This window comes from Cyclobacterium roseum (assembly GCF_010119225.1).
GTDB classification, from domain to species: domain Bacteria; phylum Bacteroidota; class Bacteroidia; order Cytophagales; family Cyclobacteriaceae; genus Cyclobacterium; species Cyclobacterium roseum.
This window is the reverse complement of record NZ_WNKF01000013.1, coordinates 84,396-103,392: the sequence shown is the minus strand read 5'-3', so window position 1 is coordinate 103,392 and position 18,997 is coordinate 84,396. Positions and strand designations below refer to the sequence as shown.

14 protein-coding genes are annotated in these 18,997 nt (G+C 43.0%); 12 read left to right on the top strand and 2 right to left on the bottom strand.

The genetic code is table 11. The annotated features are described in order from the left end of the window. Positions 1-16: 16 nt before the first annotated feature. Positions 17-1,309 (bottom strand): APC family permease, encoded by a 1,293-nt coding sequence (locus GJQ68_RS17250; RefSeq protein ID WP_162418542.1) that lies wholly within the window; start codon positions 1,307-1,309, stop codon positions 17-19. A gap of 654 nt (positions 1,310-1,963) precedes the next feature. Between GJQ68_RS17250 and GJQ68_RS17245 the strand changes: the two genes are divergently transcribed. From GJQ68_RS17245 to GJQ68_RS23705, 3 genes are all read left to right on the top strand, one after another. After that, on the top strand, positions 1,964-3,310 hold the full coding sequence (locus tag GJQ68_RS17245; RefSeq protein WP_162340212.1) for a sodium/glutamate symporter: 1,347 nt from the start codon (positions 1,964-1,966) through the stop codon (positions 3,308-3,310). Between the two features lie 429 nt (positions 3,311-3,739). Further along, complete coding sequence (locus tag GJQ68_RS23555; protein ID WP_317174452.1) at positions 3,740-3,970, top strand: DUF5995 family protein; 231 nt, start codon at positions 3,740-3,742, stop codon at positions 3,968-3,970. Positions 3,971-3,984: 14 nt separating this feature from the next. Continuing rightward, positions 3,985-4,116: a DUF5995 family protein gene (locus tag GJQ68_RS23705; RefSeq protein ID WP_394351324.1), complete on the top strand. Its 132-nt coding sequence runs from the start codon at positions 3,985-3,987 to the stop codon at positions 4,114-4,116. Positions 4,117-4,297: 181 nt separating this feature from the next. On the opposite strand, the gene GJQ68_RS17235 is transcribed toward GJQ68_RS23705, so the two are convergent. Then, positions 4,298-4,912 carry a DUF2911 domain-containing protein gene (locus GJQ68_RS17235; RefSeq protein ID WP_162418540.1) on the bottom strand — a complete coding sequence of 205 codons (615 nt, stop codon included), beginning with the start codon at positions 4,910-4,912 and terminating at the stop codon, positions 4,298-4,300. Between the two features lie 697 nt (positions 4,913-5,609). Between GJQ68_RS17235 and GJQ68_RS17230 the strand changes: the two genes are divergently transcribed. The 9 genes from GJQ68_RS17230 to GJQ68_RS17200 all read left to right on the top strand — a co-directional run bounded on the left by GJQ68_RS17230 (position 5,610) and on the right by GJQ68_RS17200 (position 18,972). Continuing rightward, complete coding sequence (locus GJQ68_RS17230) at positions 5,610-5,837, top strand: hypothetical protein (protein ID WP_162418539.1); 228 nt, start codon at positions 5,610-5,612, stop codon at positions 5,835-5,837. Between the two features lie 541 nt (positions 5,838-6,378). Then, positions 6,379-7,311 carry a DUF5996 family protein gene (locus GJQ68_RS17225; protein ID WP_162418538.1) on the top strand — a complete coding sequence of 311 codons (933 nt, stop codon included), beginning with the start codon at positions 6,379-6,381 and terminating at the stop codon, positions 7,309-7,311. A 197-nt stretch (positions 7,312-7,508) separates the two neighbouring features. After that, the gene (locus GJQ68_RS17220; protein ID WP_162418537.1) at positions 7,509-7,910 is read left to right on the top strand and encodes a hypothetical protein; all 402 of its coding nucleotides are present in this window, start codon (positions 7,509-7,511) and stop codon (positions 7,908-7,910) included. A gap of 69 nt (positions 7,911-7,979) precedes the next feature. Continuing rightward, complete coding sequence (locus GJQ68_RS17215; protein ID WP_162418536.1) at positions 7,980-10,463, top strand: YbcC family protein; 2,484 nt, start codon at positions 7,980-7,982, stop codon at positions 10,461-10,463. 4 nt (positions 10,464-10,467) lie between these two features. After that, a complete protein-coding gene (locus GJQ68_RS17210; protein WP_317174450.1) occupies positions 10,468-11,721 on the top strand; it encodes a proton-conducting transporter transmembrane domain-containing protein in 1,254 nt (417 codons plus the stop codon). A 55-nt stretch (positions 11,722-11,776) separates the two neighbouring features. Next, on the top strand, positions 11,777-12,103 hold the full coding sequence (locus GJQ68_RS23620; protein WP_317174449.1) for a hypothetical protein: 327 nt from the start codon (positions 11,777-11,779) through the stop codon (positions 12,101-12,103). Between the two features lie 24 nt (positions 12,104-12,127). Then, the gene (locus GJQ68_RS23615; RefSeq protein ID WP_317174448.1) at positions 12,128-12,346 is read left to right on the top strand and encodes a hypothetical protein; all 219 of its coding nucleotides are present in this window, start codon (positions 12,128-12,130) and stop codon (positions 12,344-12,346) included. 10 nt (positions 12,347-12,356) lie between these two features. After that, positions 12,357-13,979 carry a SulP family inorganic anion transporter gene (locus tag GJQ68_RS17205; protein ID WP_162418535.1) on the top strand — a complete coding sequence of 541 codons (1,623 nt, stop codon included), beginning with the start codon at positions 12,357-12,359 and terminating at the stop codon, positions 13,977-13,979. Between the two features lie 535 nt (positions 13,980-14,514). Continuing rightward, positions 14,515-18,972 carry a T9SS type A sorting domain-containing protein gene (locus GJQ68_RS17200; protein ID WP_162418534.1) on the top strand — a complete coding sequence of 1,486 codons (4,458 nt, stop codon included), beginning with the start codon at positions 14,515-14,517 and terminating at the stop codon, positions 18,970-18,972. Positions 18,973-18,997 lie beyond the last annotated feature (25 nt).

Sequence of the window (18,997 nt, the reverse complement as noted above, 5' to 3'; positions counted from 1 at the left end):
CGGCCCCTTTTATTACTCACCTTAATCCTTTCTTCTGCTGAAAAACCCACTCATACATAAAACAGAGCAGAATTAAGCCAAGAAAAACAGATATAGAGAGGCTGTCTTTTTGCCATTGGTAATAAAAAAGCGCACCAAAAGCAAAGGTAGTACCTGAAATTCCCAGCATTACCGGCCAAATTTTACTTTTGGTTTGATGTCGCAGTTTAAAATTGGCCATATTCACAGCGGTATAAATCATCAAAAACACCAAGCTCCCTACCTCTGCAATCGATTCTAAATTTAACGTATTAGTGATCAGCAGTACAATTCCTCCTGTTATCAATAGTGCTATACCGGACTGGTGTCCAAAAAGATCTTTCGTAAAGAAATATGGTAACTGTTTGGCCTTAGACGTCTCCTGGACCATGTTCACTGGACCATAGATAGTGGCATTTATGGCCGATGCAGTCGAAAATAAAGCCGCAATAGCCATTATCTCAAACCCTAAACTCCCCAACAAAGGCCTGGCAGCCTCTGCCAGCACGTATTCTTTAGCGTTTACTATTTCAGGTAGAGAAAGGTTGCCCACCACAACCACTGTGGCCAAAATATAAATAAGCATGACAATGCCAACACTTAAAAACAGCGCTATTGGGAGATTCTTAGATGGTTTTCTTAAATCTTCAGCTGTATTTGCCACAAGGCCGAAACCCTCGTAGGACATGAAAATTACTCCACTGGCGAACACGACATCTGAAAAACGAAATGATGTTGCTGCCATCAGCTCTTCGGTCTGAACTGTAGTTAAGCCAACTGCACAAAACAACAGGAGAACCCCGGTTTTGACCAATACGGTAACTAATTCCGATTTACCTACCAATGAGGCACCTATAAAATTTATAAAAACAAAAAAAATCACAATGAAACTACTCAAAATGGGTAACAGGAATGAACTATTCTCCATTCCTAAAAGCGCAGTTCCGTATTCGCCAAAGGCTTTGGCATAGAGAGAGGTTACAATCAGGTAACCTAACCACATCGCGATATTCAATCCTCCTGCAAATGTACCTTTACCATAGGCCTTGTTTAAATATTCAACGGGCCCGCCTTTACTGGGAAATTTTACGGCAAGTCTGGACACCGAATAGCTGGTTAAGGCAGCAATTATTCCGGCTACTATAAATGAGAGATAGGCAAATTTTCCAGCAATTTGAACGGCAATGCCCATGAGGGCAAAAATCCCGGCTCCGATCATTGCACCTACTCCGATCGAGGTGGCTGTCCATAGGCCCATCGCTTTTTTATCATACTCTTGTCTGTGTTGCATTTCTAAAAAAGGTTTACTATTAAATCGGTAAAGTCTGCGCTTGTTTCTAAAAGGTTTTTAGCTTACTATTCATTTCGTTTTTGATAATTGGAAACTTTCTTTCTAACCCGAAATCGGTCCACACGTTTAAGTATTATTGAGCACTTATTTCATTTTATAACTGTACCAGTTTTTTTGTCGGGACCATTAGATTATGGGAAACCCTTACGGCTTTTTTCTATTCTGTCAGAATATGCCTGAAGACCTAACCTCGCGCCAACTTAACCTTATTGCCAGATTTTTACAAACCTGTCCAATACCTGATCAACAAAGACCTTAATAATTATAAATATTAAAACCGTACAAAACACAAAACAAAGTACTTTTTAAAAAATAAAAATCTGGGTAAATATTTAAAAACAAAATTTACATAAAATTGGTTTTATCTCAGTCTGGTCGAAGCTTTGCAGTATACAGAGAAACATTTCGTACCTTAGAGCCTATTAAAGTGCCTTTTGTCGTTTATTCAAAATCATTTTGATCCATTTGGTTGAAAAGAAAGCGCAGCATTTGCCTTGAAATAAACCAATTGAAACATGCTAAATAATTGAATCAGTAAAGAGCTTTAATTAAAACAATTATTTTGTTAAGTATGACATACAAATAAATGTTTTTATGCATGAATCCATCCCAATTTATTTTAAAGCTTTATTTCTCGCAACGGTTTTTGCACTATTAGCAGAATTCATTTTAAGTTTTGTTCCAATTCTAAAAAAATATCACATCCCAAGGGCCTTCTTGGGAGGGTTAATCGCTCTTCTCGCTGGTCCTCAGGTTTTTGGGCGAACTCTCGATTTAAATTTTATCTCTCAGGACATACAAGACTCATGGAATGAGTTGGCATTGTTTTTTGTCAATATAGTCTTTGCATGCATTTTTCTGGGAAGAAAAATCCCCAATTTTAAAACTTCAATGAGGTTGGCAATCCCACAAGCTTCATTAGGACAGACGCTCGCTTGGGGGCAGTATTTAATAGGAGGTTTACTCACATTTTTTGTATTGATTCCCATTTTTGACCTGGACCCAAGTGTTGCTAGTTTTATTGAGATAAGTTTTCAAGGAGGCGTGGGAGTTGCCGTAGGAATGGATGAGACATTTAGGTCTATTGGTCTAACTGACGCAAAGTCTATAACAGTAGCTCTTGCACCGTTGGCTATGTTAACCGGAATCTTAAGCGGTATTTTTTTAATTAATTTTAAAAATCAAGATAAAATAATCCATCTTGAACAGCAGGAAAGTAATAAAGAAGTAATAAAAATTAGCAGGTTTCAAAACACTTTCATTATACAACTGGCTATCATCGGAATCGCCATAGTATTGGGTCAGTTGTTATTGGACTCCCTTTACTATATCGAAAGTACGGTATTATTAAAGTTTTTATATAAAACCGAATTTGTACAGTACATCCCATTTTTTCCGTTGGCCTTACTTGGAGGGGCCATTCTACAAGTCCTAATTAATAGATTTATTTCGATTGATATAGTTAATAGAAGAACTGTGAAGCAAATTCAAACCTTTTCTCTGGATGCTGTCATCATTATGGCCATTGGGACCATAAACTTAACCGTTATAAAGGATAACATTATTTTAGTCTTTGTTTTGCTGGTTGCCGGTTTTTTATGGAATATATCTTGCTTTCTATTAACATATAGAATTCTTATTCCAAATTACGCGTTCGAAAGGGGCATCGCTGATTATGGGCAGTCGATGGGGACCACATCTATTGGCTTAATGTTTCAATCTATTGTAGACAAAAACAATAAAAGTAACGGTAAAGAAGCATTTGCATTAAAACAGCTTTTATTTGAACCTTTTGTCGGAGGTGGTTTAATTACAGGGCTTTCTCCACTTATTATACAAAAGATGGGGCTTATTTATTTTACAGGTATATCTTTTGCTCTTACGCTTACTTTTTTTCTTATAGGCTATTTTTACAATAAAAAGAATAAATCACAACAATGACTATTAAAAAAAATTTAACCCTATGAATGAAGTAGACAAGAACATAGGCTCCTTCCCAAAAGATGTTCAGGAAATTCTAAACAAAATTAGAACATAGGTGATAAATGCAGACAGCGAAATAACTGAAGATTATGCTTATGGAATGCCTGCCTATAAAACCAATGGAAGGCCATTAGTTTATTTTGCAGCATTAAAATCTTGACAGGAATTTTAACCGTCTCTCGAACTTTGAATTTATGAGTAAATTGCTTTAACTCTAAGGTCAACCCCTTCGCAAACCTTCGGATTGCAAGGCAAACCCCAGCACATTTGGTATGCTGTTTCCATGATGGTTTGGCTTTTTTTTTAGCTTATCCGCCAACCCAAAAGATCGGACTAGCCGCTAAAAACGAATGGTTGACTTGTGATTTGAGTTAGAAAGGTTCGGTCATCAAAATTGATAAAACCACTACCATTCAGGGTTTCCTTAAGGAGCTTAATCGTATCATAGAGGAGAGTATCGATAACAACAGCATGATAAGCTTGTTTGCTTATGTCTACCAGCGTACTACCTTTGAGATCGCTTGCGAAATTGCTTTGGGTCCTTTTGACGATAACAAACACCTGGAAAAATTTGACGTGGTATTTGCCCAATTATATCTGGATGCCTACAGCGCCTAAAAAAAAACTAAGAGATAAGCGCCGCCTGGGCCTATGCCTTTGATCAGGTGGACAAGCCACTGATAACTGTTCAACATGTTATGCTGGGAATGAATGCGCATATCAACCTGAATCTCGCTGTGGCAGCAGCACGCAGGAAGGAGTAGGGCTCCAGGGGCTGATAACGATTTGCTTCGGCCGATGGTATCCGGCAGCGAAAACCTGAAATACCAGTTATTGTCGGCTTTGAACTATTCCTCACAAAAAAACCTCCGTTTGGAGGTTTTTTTGTCATTTTTCAGTTCCAATTCCGTTGAAAAAGACGCGCCCAAATGCGGCACCTTTCTCTTAATTGAAGGCTGCCTTAAAGTTTTCCATTTTCTGGTCAACCTGCGTGTCCACCTCAAATGAAAACATGACATCGTCCCATTCAAAAACCACCTCGGCGACTTTGTTATCGGCGGCGGAAATGCTGTAAGAAAGTCTTTCTTTTTGCTTTCCGGTAATTACCGGACTCACACTAATGGCTACTGCATCGTCTTTCGACAGGGCGGCGGCATCTACCGTATCCCCCTGCATGTAAGCGTAAATAGCATTTCCCTTATTGTTGAAGTGGACGGTCCAGTCTCCTGTAACGGCGGGGGTAATGAATACAGAGTATTTTCCAGGACCGAGCGTTGTGCCTCCAATGCTGACAGCGGTACTGAATTCAATGGTTGTCGGTGCGTTGGCGCCGGCTCTCCAGGGAACACCATAGGGAACGAGCTCCCCGAATACCATCCTGCCTTTTACGCCCGGGGAAGAATAATCCATGCGGATGGTGGTAAACCCCACGGTTTGTGAGACAGAAGCAGCCGGACTGGGAGCTGGAGCCTGAATCTGGGAATGGGATTGGTAGACCACTGAGAAAAATAACATAAGGGTCAAGATTGCCGCTAAATTGAGGTATTTTGGATTTTTCATATATTTGAATTTTTTAGGGTTTGAAGTGGGAAAGATACAAAAGGCAAACGAATTTCCAGCATTTCGCAGCCCGAAGATTAAGATTGCTTTATCAGGTAGGCTGCAGCATGGCAACGCCACAAATGTGTACAATCCGGCCAATGCTGCTAATTTAGGTTATGGATTCAGATGGAAACCAAGCTACCAACGATTTGACCTCAACTCACCTGATTCCAATGGCATGCGTGGCAGGTGCAAGTACGACCATAATGAACGTTCAATCAATTTCTGCAGGAGACCCACGGAGTATCCGTTCAAAACCAGTCCGAAATGGTCGGTTCTATGCATTTTTTATGATTTTCTGTATTCGCTATCCTGGGAGCCGCTGGCTTTAGACTGACGGGCTGGCTTACCAAGTACGTCTTCGTTTATAGAATAAAGCTACCATCCACCGCATAGCACTTCCACCAAAATCCTCTAAAAAAGCCATCATGGGGCTTATTCCCGGATGCATCTGATAAACAATTACTGCACCGAATCATCCACCCCCACTCCACCTAATACCGATCGCAATTATTTTTATATAGACTATATCTAAACAATATGTATATATCTATAAGATGTAATTTAGTTCAATTATAAATTATTCTTATTCATGGTATACCGTGAACATTTCTTTATTGTTGCAGTATATATAAACAAACAAAGAAAAAAAACTATGGATAATGTATGTTCTAACTGCAACTATTGGGAGCCTAAAGCGCCGGTAGTTGCCAACAAAGAAAATTTTGGTGAATGTAACAAACTCAGTCACCTGGAGTCTAAGATGGATCCGGATTACATCATCCCGGTATTGAACGATGGGAAACCCATCGATCAGAATACCAAATCAATAGAATTCATTACGGGTGCCGGATTCGGATGCAATCAATTTGCCAGCGCATAAACATTTAAAACCCTATGGTTACCTGTTTAACTATAGGTTTTTTTTATAATTGTTATTTAGATTTGATCTTTATATAGATATTTTTTCTCCTATAACGTGTATCACAAAATGATTAAGATTCACCGATCCATCTATACTTGTTGTATTTTTTTAACCCTATCTATATTACATAAAAAAAGTTATTCGCAGATATTAAGGAGACTTCAACTAATTCTGATTGTTAAACTAATACCAATATACCCAAAACTTGCTTTTTGCCCCGTGTCTTCCAGAAATAAAATTGGTTATAAAATCCAACAAATACCAGAAAAAAGGGGTGCGGGACCGGCCCGCTTCCAGTTTAAATCTCGGAGTTAACGAAACAAGAAATTCTCATGCAAGATCGAAAGCAATTATTCTTGAACCATGTAAAGTCGGTTTGCCCAGAGTTCATTGATCGGTAACTTGGCGATTAACTATTTTAATCAACAGATTGATTAAATTAATACCTGAAGACTTGCTGGCCTATTGGTGATCCAAAAAAAATTATATAAATTAATACATGGAATCAGAAAAAAACCCTTTAGCCTGGCCTGTCTTGAATTTCGGAGAAATCCAAGATACCTTGGAAACCCTGCACCAGTGGATTCAAATTGTAGGCAAGATTCGTCTTCAAACCATGCCCTGGCAAAATCATTCCTGGCATACCACCTTATACCTGAGTGCGCATGGGTACACTACTCAGGTCATTCCCTATGAGGGAAGTTTTTTTCAGATCGATTTTGATTTCAGGCAGCACCAACTATTTATTTCCTGCGCCCATGGGGCAAGTCTGAGTATGGATCTTAGGCCCATGACGGTAGCTGATTTTTACGTGGAGCTGTTCCAGAAGCTTGCCAATCTGGGCATCCATGTGGATATCCATGGGAGTCCCAATGAACTGGAAACCGCCATTCCATTCCAGGAAAATACGATTAACCGATTCTATGATCCCACTGCTGCCCATACGGTATGGATGGCCATGGCCAGGGTACACGACGTTTTTAGCCGGTTCAGAAGTGCGTTTATCGGAAAATGCAGTCCGGTTCATTTGTTCTGGGGTGCCTTCGACCTGGCGGTCACCCGCTTTTCAGGAAGACCTGCACCGCAGCACCCGGGAGGCGTTCCCAACATGCCCTTGGATGTCATGCAGGAAGCCTACTCTAAAGAGGTCAGCAGTGCCGGTTTTTGGCCGGGGTCAAAAGATTTCCCCTCTGCTATCTTCTATTCCTACGCCTATCCTGCGGACCCGCAATTTGGGGAACAAAAGGTCCTTCCGAACGCCGCTTTTTACAGCACTGAAATGGGAGAGTTTATGCTGAAATACGAAGACGTGCAACAATCGGATCATCCGGAGGAAATGCTCCTGAGTTTTTTGCAAAGCACCTATGAGGCCGCAGCGATCACCTCAAAATGGAATAGAGAAGAATTGGAAAAGCTGCCGATTGATCAATAAAAAAGCAACTAGTAATAATCCGGGCGTTTTATCGTCCCAGGCTGCTTTGCTGGCGTTTTTAAAGGGACACCAGACGCCTAAGTGATAATAATCACCACCAATTCACCCGGATCGGTCTAACTTTATGATTCGAAAAAATAAGAAAATTAACGAGATTATATTCAATTTACGTTACTTTTGGATTTTAACGTTTAGCAATGTCCAACGAACTTCAAAGAGAGACAAATTTTTGGAAATCCCCCGCACTTGGAATTTTCATAGGTTTGTTTTTTTTAGGTTTTTTAGGTTTCCAACTAACCGATATGGTGGTGGAAGATGGAGGCATTTCATTACATCCAACCAGGGTTTCGGCCACCGATCCCTACGAAATCCCCGGAAAAACTGCGGATTTCTACATGGAGGAAGCGGAAGAAAAAGAGGAAGAGAATCAGGAAGAAAAATCATCTAAACATTCCCTGGGTACCGGAAGTACTCCTTTTGGATTTCATGGAATGAAACCGTTCCTGATTGCACAATCCTTTTTTAGTCCTGCCATTGTTATTTATCCCAAGGTCCCCTTTTACCTACTTTTTCAAAACCTCCGACTGGATCTGGCCTGAAGCCAATGCCTAAGCTGATTTTTTATCAGCCTTTTAAATTTTATCCTTCCACCTTAATTTTCGTTACTTATGGCGCATCGCGTGTCATCGGGCCTGGATCATGCTATCCACGAATTGGCCCATTACCTTCCTGCACAATCCCCGCTAAGGGATTTTGTGCACCACAATACGCTGCATGCATTCCAGCGGTTGCCTTTTCATGAAGCCTTACAAGATGCCGCTGAAAACTTCGGTTTCAAAGTCTATTGGAACCTTGAAAAATACAGGGCTCAATTTCACGAAAAGAAAATAAATGCAGAAATTCTGAAACGAGTAATCATCTCCCATAAAGGTGCAGATGATCTGGCCCATTGGACTCACCTGCTGCTTCATCAACCCGTCTCTGACTATCCTGAACCGCGAGTGGGCCAAATCCGAAAACTCTGGAGAAAAGCCTACAACCTCAATTTGGACAAGGAGGTCCATCAGACGTTATTTCGATTGGTGAGTTCCTACTTGGATCAGGGAATTGCTATCTGGAAATTCCCTGCCAAAACCAACGGGCTTTTAGCCGCAGTAAGGGATTTGGAAAAAAACAGTTTCAGTACCTTTATCAAAAGCGAGCGCGCAAGAAAACTCCTTCGTGACCCCCACACCCAATTGGAGGATTTGCTACAGCTATTGGTGGGTAATGACAAATACAACGGCCAGTACCTTTTCGACCAGCAATTTGCCCACCCGGGTTGGTCGGGGATGGTGGCCGCGTTGGAGCAAAATGAAAGCAGCCTGCTGGACAAAAGAAAGATTTGCCTCAAAGACCTGATTTTTCTGGAGTGTCTGCTGGAAATCGATGCCTTGGACAGAAGAAGAGGGGATCAATGGGGCACTTTGGCGGACTGGATCCCCACAGATTTACCCCTATTATTTGAAAAATCCAGGTATTCTGAATTTTTTGAAGTTCATAAATTATGGCAAGAAGCGCTGGAATGGACCTATTACGACCAGGTCATCAGGGGATTACAGCTTAGTCATGAGGAGGATTTTCAAAAAGCCGCATCCTTTCAGGCCATGTTTTGCATAGATGACAGGTGTTGTTCGATCCGGCGCTACGTGGAAAGGTTTGACCCGAATGCGCAAACCTATGGTACTGCGGGCTTCTTTAACCTCCCCTTCTACTTTCAGCCGGAACATGGGAAGTTTATGACCAAAGTATGTCCTGCACCAATCACTCCCAGACTTCTGATCAAAGAAACCGAATCCAACATCCGACATGAAAAAGATGTGCATTTCAGTAAGCACACCAAGGGGGTCTTCGGCGGATGGGCCATCAGTCAGACCATGGGTTTTTGGTCCGCGTTGAAAATGGCCAAAAGCATCTTTTTCCCAGCGGAAACGCCTGCCATGGTCTCTTCCTTCAAGCACATGGACCCCAAAGGTAAACTCAGTATCAAAAACCAGAAACAGCAACAACTTGGCCTTCAGGTCGGCTTTACCTTGGTAGAAATGGCTGATGCAATGGAAGGCTTGCTAAAAAGCATCGGGTTGGTGAAGGATTTTGCTCCCTTGATTTATGTAATCGGGCATGGAGCCAGTTCGGTAAATAATACGCATTATGCCGGATACGATTGTGGAGCCTGCTGCGGACGTGCCGGATCGGTCAATGCCCGCGTGGCAGCTTCAATTGGCAACAATCCTGAAGTAAGGAAAATACTTTCTGAAAGAGGAATTTCTATTCCCGACACGACCCAATTTGTTGGTGGGCTGCATGACACTACCAAGGATGAAATGGAGTTTTATGATGAGGAGCTGCTGCTCAAAGCTAACAGACGCTTACATGAAAGAAATAAACAGACCTTCGATACGGCATTGGATTACAATGCCAAAGAAAGGTCCAGAAGATTTCATACCGTCGACTCCAGTCAGGATGCCAGGAAGGTCCATGAAAAGGTGAAAAAAAGAGCCCTGTCCCTTTTTGTAACCCGGCCGGAATGGAACCACGCTACGAATGCACTCTGCGTAATTGGAAAACGGGAAAATAACCGGCACTTGTTTTTAGATAAGCGCGCCTTCTTAAATTCGTATGACCACCGCATTGATCCGCAGGGAAGTTACCTGTTCGGCATACTCAAAGCGGTAGCTCCTGTATGCGGAGGAATCAATTTGGAGTATTACTTCTCCAAAGTAGATAACGACAGGTTGGGTGCAGGAAGTAAGCTACCGCACAACGTAATGGGACTGATCGGTGTAGCTAATGGGATGGATGGGGACTTACGGACAGGATTGCCCTCGCAAATGGTCAATATCCACGACCCGCTTCGGATTTTGATCACCGTGGAGCACTATCCCGAGGTCGTCCTGAAAACCATCAAAACCCATGAGCAAACCTATGAGTGGTTTTTCAACGATTGGGTGAAGCTGGTTTGCATTCACCCGGAAAGCAAAAAAGCCTTTGTTTTCAAGGAAGGAGCGTTTGCCCAGTACCAGCCGGTTACACAAACAATCGAAGCGATTCAAAACCTGGATGAGCTCCTCGCCAGCACTGCTGAAAACCTCCCCGTTTACCAAATCTCCTGATACCATGGAACATCACATAATGATTGCTTTTTTCGTCTTGTTGCCACTGGTAGCTTTTGTTTTATCCCTGCTGATTCCGGACGGCCATGAAACCCGCTTTTCCAGGTTAGCAATGGGATCGGTAAGTTTGCAGCTATTGGGAATCACAGGCTATGTTCTCTACTGGATTTTCAGTGGGATGCACCCGGTGAACATCCGGGAGTGGGAAATCTACAATAATGGTCATTACCAGTTTTTGCTGGATTTCTATTTTGACAGCCTTACAGCGGTTTACCTCTGGGTGGGTGCCTTTATTACATTTCTGATAACCCGGTATAGCCGGTTTTACATGCACCTGGAAGAAGGGTACAAGCGATACTTCAATACCTTGCTCTTTTTCTACCTGGCTTACAACGTTACCGTGGTAGCTGGGAATTTCGAAACCTTATTTATAGGATGGGAAATGCTGGGAATCGCTTCCTTCCTGTTGATCGCTTTCTACAGGGATCGCTATTTACCGGTAAGGAATGCGGTAAAGGTTTTCTCCATCTACCGGATTGGGGATATAGGCATTATCCTCGCTATGTGGGCTAGCCACCATCTATGGCATGAAAACATCACCTTTATCAAATTATTGGATGGGGATCTGGTATCCGAACAAATGAGCGCTCACGGGGGTATCGGGTTGTTCATTGCCGTTTGTTTGGCAATTGCCGCTGCAGCCAAATCTGCTCAGTTTCCGTTTTCTTCCTGGTTGCCGCGAGCCATGGAAGGACCGACACCCTCTTCGGCCATATTTTATGGCTCCCTTTCGGTACATTTTGGGGTTTTTCTCCTGCTTCGAACCTTCCCCTTTTGGGAGCATCAACTGATGGCTAGAATATTAATTGCTGGTTTGGGCCTGCTGACAGCCTTGCTTGCCTATCCGATTGCGAGGGTGCAAACGACCATTAAAACCCAGATAGCCTACGCTTCCATCGCCCAGATAGGGATCATGTTTATCGAAATTGCCTTAGGGCTTCAGACGCTGGTATTGATTCACTTCGCAGGAAATGCCTTTCTAAGAACCTATCAACTACTGGTATCTCCTTCGGTGGTTGCTTATATGATCAGGGATCAGTTTTACCATTTCACGCCCAAACCAATCCGTCTAAAGGATTCTTTCTCCAAAAGACTGGCTTACAGCCTTTATATCCTATCTCTCAAAGAATGGAATTTGGATACGATGCTGAACAAGCTGGTCTTCAAGCCGGTCAAAAGACTGGGAACAAAAACTTGATTTCCTGACACCCAAAAATCTGTTACAGTATTTTTTACCCCTCTATCTACTCGGTTTGTTACTGTATTTCAATCAGGGTGTTATTCCTGAAACATCTCAGTACTTCATGCCCGGGCTTTTTGGGTTTTTAGGTTTGATGATGGTATTCAAGGCTTTTTCGGAGAGAAATCATCCCAGGCTGGCTTTGATGCTGGTGATGGCCAATCATTTCTGGATAGCCCTGGCAGTTTCCTTTAATGAAACCTTCGATTACAAGCAGACCTTGATTTACCTCAGTGGAGTGGTACTGGCGGGGGGCACGGGATATTGGATACTGAATCGGCTAAGGAAAAAGGAGAAGGATCATTTTGACCTGAATCAATATTATGGGCATGTATACTAGCACCCCAAACTTGCCCTGATCTTTTTGCTTGCCGCACTGGCGCTAATGGGTTTTCCTATCAGTCCTACCTTCATAGGAGTGGATTTACTATTCAGCCATATCCATGAAGACCAGTATGTCCTGGCGGCATTTAATGCCATCAGCTTCATCTTTGGGGGCATTGCTCTTATCCGGATCTATGCCCGGCTGTTCCTTGGCCCACATATCAAAAATTACCATACCACCGCTTTAAAATCTTCTTAAAACTACACTCATGAAAAATCGTCTATTGGAAGTTCCCAAGTCCGGATTGGCCGGACTTCGTGAAAACTGGAAATCAGATCTGGTATCGGGATTCCTGGTATTCCTTATTGCATTACCGCTTAGTTTGGGCATCTCCATGGCCTCCGGCTTTCCGCCGATGGCGGGGATTTTTTCTGCGGTTATCGGTGGATTGGTGGTGACCTTCCTGGGAGGTTCTCATTTGACCATCAAAGGTCCTGCTGCCGGATTGATCATCATCGCTATCGGGGCCGTTTCCGATTTAGGCCAGGGCGATGCCCTAATGGGGTACCGGCTGACCTTAGCCGTCATTGTGGTTGCCGGCTTATTGCAGGTCGTATTTGGCTGGGTTAAATCTGGCATCTTAGCCGATTTCTTTCCTTCGGCTGCCGTACATGGCATGTTGGCCGCTATCGGCATTATCATTATTGCGAAGCAATTATTTACCCTGGTCGGAGTTAAACCGGAGGCCAATGAAACGCTGGAATTGTTCAGGGAACTCCCTCATGCGCTGACAGCAACAAATCCGGATATTGCCATCATTGGTGGCATCAGTTTACTGATCCTCTTCTTATTTCCCCTAATCAAAAATAAATACCTGCGGATGTTTCCGGCACCGCTGCTGGTTATTTTGGTTGCCATCCCCATGGGGATCTATTTTGATCTGGAACACGAACATAAGTACCTGTTTCTGGATGGACACGAATACAGCATTGGGCCAAAATTTCTGGTCACCTTACCAGAAAACATGTTGTCAGCAGTGACCTTTCCTGACTTCTCACAGGTATTGACCATGACTTCCATTAAGTACATCATTATGTTTGCGTTGGTGGGAAGCCTGGAGTCGCTGCTCAGTGCAAAGGCGGTAGACAGTCTGGATCCATACCGCAGGAAATCAAATATGAACAGGGACCTGATGGGTGTGGGGCTGGGAAATGTCCTGGCTGGAATGATCGGTGGATTAGCCATGATTTCAGAAATTGTGAGAAGCTCGGCCAATATCAACAATGGAGCAAAAACCGCCTGGTCGAATTTCTTCCACGGCGTCTTTCTGCTTCTTTTTGTGGCCTTTTTCCCCTTGCTGATTCACCAGATCCCGCTAGCGGCTCTGGCTGCCATGCTGGTGTATACGGGTTATAAATTGAGTTCCCCAAAGGAATTTGTCAATACCTACAAAATCGGAAAGGAGCAGCTATCCATTTTCCTGACCACCCTGCTGGTAACCCTGGCTACGGATTTACTACTTGGAATTGCAGCAGGCATTCTGCTCAAACTGATCATTCACTTTGCTAATGGGCTCCCGCTGAAATACCTGTTCAAGCCACTATTTACCGTTAGTTTCGAGAAAGAAAAGGAGGAGTATACCGTTTTTGTACATCATTCTGCTGTATTCAGCAACTACATCAACCTTAAAAAATCCCTGGATACCCTCCCAAAAGGAAAAAGTATCCGGATTGATTTTACAAATGCCAATTTGATAGACCATACGGTGATGGAAAACCTACACCAGTACCAGCATGGGCAGGGGAAATTTACACTCTGTGGCATGAGCCACTTACAGCAACGATCCGATCACCACCTGTCTGGCAGGAAATTGCAAAAGATTAAAAACTAACTTCAAAGAGCCAGGTTTGTAAAATTTTATTTTTGCATAACATGTACCCAGACCACTCCAGCAAGCTTTTACCTATTTTCCATTTATCCAATGGTTGCCATTATACGTTCGATAATTGCAGGCCTGGTTCTTTTCCTGTTTGCGGTTTGTAGTTTATCAAAAATGCTGCAAAAAATTATTGAAGAAAGTGCTACTATCTGAATAAAAAATTCAACTACACTACCTGGAGCAGTTTAGGTGGGGGAGGTTTGTGTCCCTACTATTGGATTCCTGCTTTGCAGTCATCATCATCGGACTAATCCCCTTTCAAAAAATCTAAGCGGAAATACTTCTTCATCTGGTAATAGAAAATCGCTTTTTTTCATTTTTTATTTAGATAACATTTGATGGGTTTGGTGACTTATTTGGAGGCTATTTTACGATTTATATTAAAATAAAAACGAAATGTTTTTTTTTAAAAATATAAAGACAACCCCTTGTTTATTAGGTTTTTAAATATATATTTATGTATAATAAACCCATAAACATGTATGTCATGAAGAAATCCTACCACATTTTAAGCTTCATTTTTCTGCTGATTATGCTGCCAACCGTGATGGTGTATTCTCAGAACGAGATTCCCGATAATAAGGGAAAGGAATTTTGGTTAATGTTTAACCGAAATATTGATAATCTAGGCATTAACCTGGATCTTTTTATCTCCGGAGAAACGGCCACTTCGGGACAAGTTATTCTTCCTAATTCAACGGTGTTGAACTTCTCGGTGACTCCGGGGGTGGTGACCACCGTGGATATTCCCAGCTCGCTTATTGCCGTCCTGGCAGATGGCATTGACAATCGGGGAATTCACATTATTGCGGAAGATGAGATTACCGTCTATGGATTGAATCAACGTAGAGCCTCTACGGATGCCTTTTTAGCCTTGCCCACGGATATTTTGGGTAATGAGTACATTATTGCCTCCTATACTACGTGGGGATCCGGTAATACCTTATCTTCGGTGATCGGAGTGGTGGCTACGATGGATAATACCGTAGTAACGATCACCCCTGCCAGTAATACTAATAACAGGCAAGCTGGCGTACCCTACCAGCTTACCCTGCAAATGGGAGAAACTTATCAGTTGGCTGCAGGAATAGTCGGTTCGGATCTTACCGGAAGTATTGTTTCATCAAATAAGCCCGTGGCCGTATTTAGTGGTCACACTTGCAGTAATGTTCCGCAGAACACCACCTATTGTGACCATCTGATCGAACAGATTCCTCCGGCTAACTCATTGGGAGAAAGTTTTGTGACCGTTCCCCTGGCTTCCAGAAGGGCCGGAGATATTTTTAGAATCATCGCCACAAAAGATGGGACCAACGTGACAGTAAACGGAACAAATGGTTATTCGGAGAATTTTTCATTAAACGGAGGCGAGTTTAAAGAATTAGATATTCCAAGTGACGTTTACTCAAGAATTGTTTCTGACCAGGCTATTTTGGTGGCACAGTATTCCAAAGGGCAGACCTCAGACAATGTCATTTCTGACCCCTTTATGATGCTCATACCACCCTTTGAACAATTTCAGAACAGCTATACGGTCAGCACGCCCGCCACGGGTTTTAATAAGCATTTTATCAATTTAGCGGTTCCCATCTCTCAAAAAGGCCAGATAGTATTGGATGGATCCTTATTACCCGCATCTATTTTTACAGATATACCCGGATCAACTTTCGCCGGGGCACAAGTCGAAGTGTCTGAGGGTACCCACAATTTATCCGGAAACCTGGCATTTGGATCTTTTATGTATGGATTTGGAAGCTATGATTCGTACGGCTATCCTGGAGGTCAGGCCTTAGCCCGGGTTGAACAAGTTCGGAACATAAATCTGGATTTGGAGCAGGAGATTCAACAAGGAACCACCTATTGTTTTAATTCAACCGTCACGGATGACAATGGGGCTCCCATATTTGGAGTCAGGGTGGATTTTGAAGTACAGGGACCTAATGGAAAAGTGGGGTTTGCAGTAACCAATAACGAGGGTATTGCAAATTTTTGCCTGGATGCTGTGAACGAAGGAACGGATAAAATTGTCGCTTCCGTTGGTATTACTACTGCTGAGGCAACGATCGTTACTTCATTTCCAAGACCCGAAACGGTACTGCTAACCCCCTTGCCTGAAACGATTACCATAGGGGAGGAATTATGCCTAACCAGTCAAGTATTGGATCAGTTCGGAAACCCGATTGAAGGCGAAGAATTATTTATTGAATACATGAATACGGTATTGTACAATGCCCAGTCGGATGAAGAGGGGAAAATTTTCTACTGTTTCGAACCTGAAGACGGCGGGGACCTGGAATTTAGCAGCTACTTTGATGGAGGAGAGAAAGCAGAAACGATTGTTTCCGTTGCAATCCCGGCACCGATACCCTCATCAGTCGGCTTAACGCCCTCGGCAAATGAAGTGAATGCAGGGCAACAAATCTGCGTTACCGCCACTATCCGAGACCAGTATGGCGAGGTGATGGAAGGTGTGGAAGTCCAGTTGGAGATCAACGGAGAACCCGCCGGTTCTGAGATAACCGATGAAAACGGAGTTGCCGAATTTTGCAAAACGGCTGAGGGCGAAGACGGGGAAGTTATTGAATTCTCTGCTAACTATATAGGAGGTACCCCTGCGATCACCAGCGTTAATGTGGTAGTTTCCGGAGGCGGCGGTAACGGCGGCAATGGTGGCGGTGGAGTGCTGATTGCCAGTTCCATTTCGTTTACCGATTTGATAACCGAAGTGACTTTGGGAAGTGAGGCTTGCGTTCAAGCCCTGGTCTTGGATCAAAACGGAGATCCATTACCCAACACAGAAGTTTTCATAACACTGAATGGAGCTATTGTCGCTACGCTGACCAGTAATGATGAAGGAATCGTCGAGTATTGTTTGATTACAGACACCCTGGGCGAACTGGCGTTTTCTGCTACTTATGAAGGCGGGGTCCCTGCTGTAGGTACTATAAATGTAACTCAGGTATTACTCATACCTACTACGATTTCGGTTAATCCTACCAGTAAAATAATAATTCCCGGTGAGGAAGTGTGCATGGAAGTGCAGGTTTTGGATCAATTCGACAATCCACTAGGAGCAATTGAAGTTTTTGTTACCAAAAATGGAGAACCTTCCGGTTCCGTAATAACAGATGAGCAAGGGATGCTGACCTATTGCAACCTCCTGGAGGATCTTGGTGAATTTGAATACAGTTTCTACTATTCAAGCGACAATACCGTTACCGCTACCATTTCGGTCCTTGACCAAACCCCCGTACCAACCATTATTACTTTTGTCGACAACGAGGTGGAGGGCATGATTGGAGAGAAGGTTTGTCTGGCGGCCACCATTTTGGATCAATTTGGGATTCCATTAGCAGGCGTAGAAGTATCCTTTGATGTCAATGGGGTATTTTATGGAAAAGCTATTACGGATGAAAATGGTCGGGTAGAATTTTGCCAAACCCTTGAGCAGGAGGCTACATTAGCTATAACCGCCTATTTTGAGGGTGGCGAAGAAGAAAATGCCACCATTAGCATCGTTTCCGAGAACCAAGAATTGAAAATTGAAAGTTTCTGGCTAGTGGATGCCCTGACCAATACGATTATCCGTGAGATCAAAGACGGGGATATTATTCCCTACTCGCTTGTAAAAGACAAATCGGTCAACTTCATGGTAATGACTGACCCGGAAAAAGTGGGAAGCGTGAAATTGGAAATGGAATCCTTAACACAATGCCCAGATTGTCCTGTCAGCACTAGTGGCAGAACAGAAAATGTCGTCCCCTATGCCCTGTTTGGAGATACCAATGGGGATTATTTGGGCAAAACGATAGCACCTGGTTCGTTCCGCTTCAGTGCAACCCCTTATGAAATGAAAAACCTTTCAGGAAATCAGGGAAGCGAGCAGGCCGTCGATTTTGAAGTACTATTTGATGGAACGGTGGAAAAATTCACCTTGGTCAATGCCACCGACCATTCCGATATTACCGAAATAAAAGACGGTGACGTGGTGGACCTTTCCAGCTTCTATGGTAAAAAGTTCAACATTAGAGCATCTGTTCCGGATGGTCAGGAAGGTGGACTGGAAATGAGCATTGATGGTCCTGTAACCTTTGCAAGATTTGAGAAACTAGCTCCGTTCGCAATTTTCGGAGATAATGGTGGAGACTATCTCGGAAAAGACCTACCTGAGGGAATGTATACCCTGTCTGTTACCGCTTTTCCAACTACATCCAGTACAAACACTGGTATTGGCGGGGAAGAGGTGACGATCCATTTTGAAGTGATTCGAAACATTAAAGTTGGTGAACTGACGCTGGTGGATGCCGATACAGATAAAGACATCATGCCGCTAACAGAAGGGTCCTATATCGATTTGAATCAATTTAAAAATGTCAGGTTGAATATTCGCGCGGATGGTAAAGGAAACGGAATTTCGTCAATGACATTCCATCTCACCGGACCGATTAGCCATTCCTCCACGGAAAGGGTTTTGCCCTATGCCCTATTCGGTGACTATCCTGCTGGCAATTACAGTGGAAAATACCTACCAGAAGGAGAATATCAGTTGGTGGTCACTCCCTATGGTGGCGACAACATGAAGGGGGAAATGCTGACGATAAACTTTAAAGCCGGGTTTAACCACGGAGATAATTTAAGACTGAACACTCTAAATGTAAACCAGCGTGAGTCCGAAGCCGCTGAAAATGGGGCAGGCCGCATAGATCAGTTAGAAGATCTGAAAGTTTATCCTCAGCCATCCCAGGATTTTGTGAATATTCTATACCCATCCTTCTTAAAGGAAAATGCGAGGGTAATGATTTATGAAGGCAATGGTCGGTTAATTCATGGAAGTCAAATCGCAAATACGCCAGGCTTTAACTTTGGTAGTTTTGGCTCCGGATTGTATCTGATTCAAGTGATTGACAGTAATAAAATCCTGACAAAAAAGGTATTTATCTATTGATAAAACAGCCCCTATCCTAAAATAA